The sequence below is a fragment of the Okeania sp. genome (genome assembly GCF_035285525.1).
In the GTDB taxonomy this organism is placed as follows: domain Bacteria; phylum Cyanobacteriota; class Cyanobacteriia; order Cyanobacteriales; family Microcoleaceae; genus Trichodesmium.
Genome location: NZ_JAYKGW010000060.1, coordinates 1 through 4,624, shown reverse-complemented (window position 1 = coordinate 4,624; position 4,624 = coordinate 1). Strand labels below are relative to the sequence as shown.

The following is a 4,624-nucleotide window of genomic DNA, read 5'->3' as shown; positions in this document are numbered from 1 at the left end:
AAAAAAGTTTCTGTTAAGAAAGCAAAAACAAAACCAGTTATTAATTCTACGGTTCCTTATTTAGATATATCTTTAGCTAGAGTTGATAACCAACAACGTTCCAAATTAAATGCTTTTTTTGGCAAAGGAAGATGGAATAGAAAAAGGGAAGTAGGGGAGTGGGGGAGATGGTGCATAATGGGGGTATTTTTATACTTTTTTCTCTATTCTATTTCGGGAAATTATGACTCCTGACTCCTGTATCCTGACTCCTGTATTTTAATCCTCACTTTTGCAAAGATACGGTTAGGGGTTCTATATCTGAATGTTTTCAAACTATGTATATTTATGGGCGGAAATTATAGATTTGCCTTAAAAGGTAATAGGTAATAGCTGACTGCTGACTCCTTAAGTTAAATCTGCCAAAGTTTTCAAATCTGGTACTTCTAAATCTGGTTTCCCGCTAGCGGGTAAAACAGGACTTACGCAAAGGCACTATATATGGAGTATTGCTCAGTTACGAGATACGCTTTACATGCCGCGCGCGTAGCGTTTCGGCGCTTGAGCCGACATATAAAGCGGAGCTTTGCGGAACGCAAAACACACCCTACCAATAGCGTTCATGGCTTTAGTCCTGGTAATTGTCTGGATTTGATATAAAGTTTTCTTTCTTCCTTCTTCCTTCTTCCTTCTTCCTTCTTCCTTCTTCCTTCTTCCTTAATCTACTTTACCAATAGTAGATAATCCTTCTACAATTACATGAGGAGTATAACAAGAACCATTCCATTCTCCATCATTTCCTAACTCCATTAATTGCTTCAATGCTGTATAAACATTACCAGCAATCATAGTATTTTTCACTCTACCAACTATTTCACCTTTTCTGACACGATACCCAAGTTCAACATTAATAGAAAAGTCCCCAGAAATTCCAGCACCACTACCTAAAAATTGATCCACTATAATGCCATCATCTAACATCCCGATTAACTCCTGTAAAGATCGCTCCCCCGGTTCAACCATAAAATTAAATAATTCTGGTGTAGGATACCTACCCAAATCTGGTCGAAACCCATTACCAGTAGTCCCACTACCCAATAATCTGCCAGTAGTTCGGTCTGTATAAAATAGTTGTAAAACACCCTCTTGAATAAATTTTATAGAGCGAGTCGGAGTACCTTCATCATCAAAAGGACAACTAAATGGTCCTGCCTCTGGTTGTTGAGAAATAGTAATTTGCTTATTAGTCACAAGTTCTCCTAAGCGATCGCTCCAAGGAGAAGCACCTTGTAGTATTTGTTTGCCATTCAGAGCGAGTGATATAGTATTCCATAATAAATCTGCTGCTTTAGCTGTAAATAAAATAGGTACTCTACCACTAGGAGATGGCACATTTTTATCTGCCCAACTTAATCGTTGTAAAATTCGGTTAGCAACTTTCTTGGGTTCAAGGCTATTTCTTTGGATTTGACCATCAGATACATTTAAAAAATCGTCACCTCTAATCCAATCAGTTTCTACATAACCACTTAAAGTTGTATCTATATGTTTACAATCTAGTCCTAATGAATTAATCAAACGGATAGATTCAACTTCACAATCCCATTCTCCATTACAAATCACATCTGGATAAAATTCTCTAATTAAAGCGATCGTTTCTTTTCCCCACTTTATCAGTTGTTCTACAGATACAAAAATTCCTTGATTGGGATAATAACGGTTTTTGGCTTTTGAAGTTAGCTCAATAGATTCTGGTTCATTCAAACTACTTATAGATATGGCTCGTTCTACCAAAGCTGTAGGTTCTACAGGTCCATAAGCTACAGCTAGTCCTGGACGTCCATTTCGCCACAGTCGGAGTGCCATGCCTTCTGATTGGGTACTTTCTAGTTGTTTAAGTCTATTACTTTCAAAAAATACAGGCTGGGACTGCGACTGTGCTTGAAATACTTCTGCTGCCTCTGCACCTGCTTTGGCAGCTAGTTCTAGCAGTTTTTCTGCTAATTCGGTCATAACATTCTGTTTGGGATTTTTGATTTTTGACAATAAAATTGTTAGTAGGATTGTACCAATGTGTGGCAGGTGTGGGAAGGGTGAGAAGTGTGGGAAGTGTAGGGAGTGTGGAACATTACAGTTTTTCAGGCTATATGTATAGTCTGTTCCATCTATGGAGTTCCAAAACTGTAACGTTATTTTTTCAAGCTATATTATATAGTCTGTTCCATAATTCCTAGATTATATCAGGAATTACGCATGAACGCTATTAGTAGGGTATGTTTTGCGTTCCGCAAAGCTCCGCTTTATATGTCGGCTCAAGCGCCGAAACGCTACGCGACATATATAGCGTATCGGTGCGTTACGAGATACGCTATATATAGTACCTTTGCGTAAGTCCTGATTATGAAAGACTTAATTTTTCTATGTAGCAAAAAGTCTCAAGTTTGAGAGTGTAAATATTTTGAGATGAACCACAGTCAATTTCAGGTAAGGCTACTATCTATAGATTTCCAAAACTATAACGTTATAGTTTTTCACAATCTATATATAGTCTGTTCCATAATTTATAAATTATGAAAGACCTAACTTTTCCATGTCGCAAAAAGTCTCAAGCTTGAGAATGTAAATGCTTTGATATTTAATAGATAAATCCTAAATATTACCTTCTTGTAAGAGCCAAAAACCAGCAAATGATTCTGATTCTGGATTTGATTGTACTGCTAAAAAATGAACCTTTTTTACCTTTGATTTTGCTTCAGAAAATCTGTTAGCTTCGGCAATAGTTGATGGATTATTTAGATTAGCTAAAATCCAAGAGTCATTACCTCCAGTTTCTAATAATAATCTAGCTGGTTTATCTGAATTAAATTTGATAAAAGCTAATTCTAACCCTGACATCCAAGCAGCTAAAGCTTGTGCCCTAGACGAATAAATAATCAAACCAGGAATAGAAGAATTAGGTGCTAAATTCATCATACTTAGAGGAAAGGCTTCTCCAAAATCAATATCCCACTCTGACATTTCTTTAAAACCCTCTGCTTCTAAACTAACAAATGTCCACTTTTCTCCAATCAAGGCATCTGGTAAAGGTTGTGGTGCGGAACTCATATATTGAGCGGAAGGATTTGTTCCTGCTTGATAACCAGAATAAGTAGGATAAACTTCTTTCATTCGTTGTTCTAGCCACTGGTTAAGTAAATAAGTCCGACGACTTAGGGTTGCAGGTATGGCCAGCTCTCCACAAGCTTTGGTAATCATGTTGTTCATCTGGCGCCGAAAGAAGCGTATTTTTTCAGGTGGTTGAGGAGCTTGGGCGATCGCTTTTTCCAGGGCACTCCGCAGCCAAATTGAGTTTACTTGTTGGTTATCTGTAAACTCTGAGTAACGATATAAGGAGTCTATATTTTCATTAATACCTAGGGGACTTTGGCAAATTAGTAGTTCCCAGAGTTTTTTTTGTCTCTCGTCAAGTATTGGACGACTGTAGAAGTCTAGTTCCCAAATGTTGGCCATTTCAGTTATCAGTTATCAGTTATCAGAGGCGAACCCAGAAACCCGGTTTCTATGAGAAACCGGGTTTCTTTGCGTAAGTCCTATTATTTTTAAATTACCAGAGTTTGGGAATCAGAATGGGAGAATTCATTAATGTATAATTAACTCTGGTTAAAAAGTAGAGGATTTAATACAAGAAAATATTATTTTTTTCTTTTTATTAAGGAGTAACTTTATATCTTTATTTTTCGGTAAAAATATGAATAATTAATATTTTACTGGTTAATAATTAGGGTTGACTGATAAAATTTTCAAACATTGACATATAGGAACAAGTGCTTTTTTAAGTCTAAAAAAGTGTCAGATTTTCGTTTTCTATATCTGCAAAAAGTCTGAGTTATTTTTCTAGGGTAGATATAATTTTTCACTACAAATAAAATTGTCGATTTCTACCAGGAAGCATTCAGCCTTCAGCTATAAGATAGCCTCCCCAGGAAATGCTTATATACTACTTTTAAAATTTTGATTACTGTAAAAGATATAGTAGGAGGAATGTGTTAAAATGTTACCATATTTTTTTACTAGATGAGGTTAAAACATAGAGTTATGGGAAGTTTTTTCTTGACTTGGTTAATGGCAACTATATCACTTTCAATTACAGCGTTTATAGTGCCTGGATTGAGAGTTGATAGTATTCCTGCTGCTGCAGTTGCAGCGATTGTTTTAGGATTAGTAAATGCGATAGTTAAACCAATTTTAACGATTCTCACTTTGCCTCTAACAATTCTGACTTTAGGATTATTTTTGTTAGTTGTAAATGGTATTTCTCTTTCATTAGCAGGATATTTTACTCCTGGTTTAGAAGTAGCTGGTTTTTGGCCGGCAGTTATTGGAGCAATTGTTTTATCTCTGGTTTCTAGTTTCATTAGTAAATTTGTTAGTCAAACAGAAGAATCAGAAAATGTATAATTTTTAATTAGGGTTTACTGATTTATCGGGAACCGTAAAAATCTTTTTGTCAAGTCAGAAGCCAGAAGCCAGAAGCCAGAATCCAGAATTCAGGAGTAATAATAATTATAGAAAAAGTAGTCAGAATATCATCTCTTAATTTTCAGCTTTATCTAGAAAATTCAGAGTTCATTTTTGTGGCTTCTGA

Annotated in this window: 4 protein-coding genes; 2 read left to right on the top strand and 2 right to left on the bottom strand. The window is 35.8% G+C overall.

The window, feature by feature from the left end:
• Positions 1-234, top strand: a 234-nt coding sequence (locus VKJ25_RS06290) for a hypothetical protein (protein ID WP_324235774.1), incomplete at its 5' end; no start/stop codon positions are given.
• A 462-nt stretch (positions 235-696) separates the two neighbouring features.
• Here the strand turns inward: VKJ25_RS06290 and VKJ25_RS06285 are convergent.
• Both VKJ25_RS06285 and VKJ25_RS06280 read right to left on the bottom strand, forming a co-directional pair.
• Complete coding sequence (locus VKJ25_RS06285) at positions 697-1,992, bottom strand: TldD/PmbA family protein (protein WP_324235773.1); 1,296 nt, start codon at positions 1,990-1,992, stop codon at positions 697-699.
• 636 nt (positions 1,993-2,628) lie between these two features.
• Positions 2,629-3,489 (bottom strand): Tab2/Atab2 family RNA-binding protein, encoded by an 861-nt coding sequence (locus VKJ25_RS06280; RefSeq protein WP_324235772.1) that lies wholly within the window; start codon positions 3,487-3,489, stop codon positions 2,629-2,631.
• A gap of 585 nt (positions 3,490-4,074) precedes the next feature.
• On the opposite strand from VKJ25_RS06280, the gene VKJ25_RS06275 reads away from it, so the two are divergent.
• Entirely contained in the window at positions 4,075-4,437 is a 363-nt protein-coding gene (locus VKJ25_RS06275; protein WP_324235771.1) for a phage holin family protein, read from the top strand.
• The last annotated feature ends 187 nt before the right edge of the window (positions 4,438-4,624 follow it).

Excerpts from the sequence above, each read along its gene's own strand:
- VKJ25_RS06285 (WP_324235773.1), bottom strand. The coding sequence starts at position 1,992 with ATGACCGAATTAGCAGAAAAACTGCTAGAACTAGCTGCCAAAGCAGGT.
- VKJ25_RS06275 (WP_324235771.1), top strand. The coding sequence starts at position 4,075 with ATGGGAAGTTTTTTCTTGACTTGGTTAATGGCAACTATATCACTTTCA.
- VKJ25_RS06280 (WP_324235772.1), bottom strand. The coding sequence starts at position 3,489 with ATGGCCAACATTTGGGAACTAGACTTCTACAGTCGTCCAATACTTGAC.